General features: G+C 65.4%; 1 protein-coding gene. It reads right to left on the reverse strand.

The genetic code is table 11. The features are described from left to right. Positions 1-266 (reverse strand): hypothetical protein (locus SB772_RS41735; protein ID WP_410838737.1); only part of this gene is annotated, 266 nt, incomplete at both ends.

A 266-nucleotide genomic window follows, 5' to 3' on the forward strand; every position in this document is an offset into this window, starting at 1 on the left:
CCACCTTGGCCACCCAGGGCGTCAGGAAGGCTTCGTTGGCTTCAAGCTGCGGATGGCCAATGAAACGTACCTGCGGATGCTGGCTGAAGGCGGCCGGGCGTGGCGGCACCTTGGGTTTCTTGGCCTGGGCATGCAGCACGGCGGGCTCGCGCGAGGTGCAACTGAACAACGCCCGCGGGTCGAGGCAGATGCGCTCGACACCACGCTCGAGCAACAGCCGGTTGAGCTGCCGCTCCTCTTCACCGCGCGCAAAAAAAGCCTCGTTG

It is taken from the genome of Paraburkholderia sp. SIMBA_030 (assembly GCF_046535245.1).
Classification (GTDB): Bacteria; Pseudomonadota; Gammaproteobacteria; order Burkholderiales; family Burkholderiaceae; genus Paraburkholderia.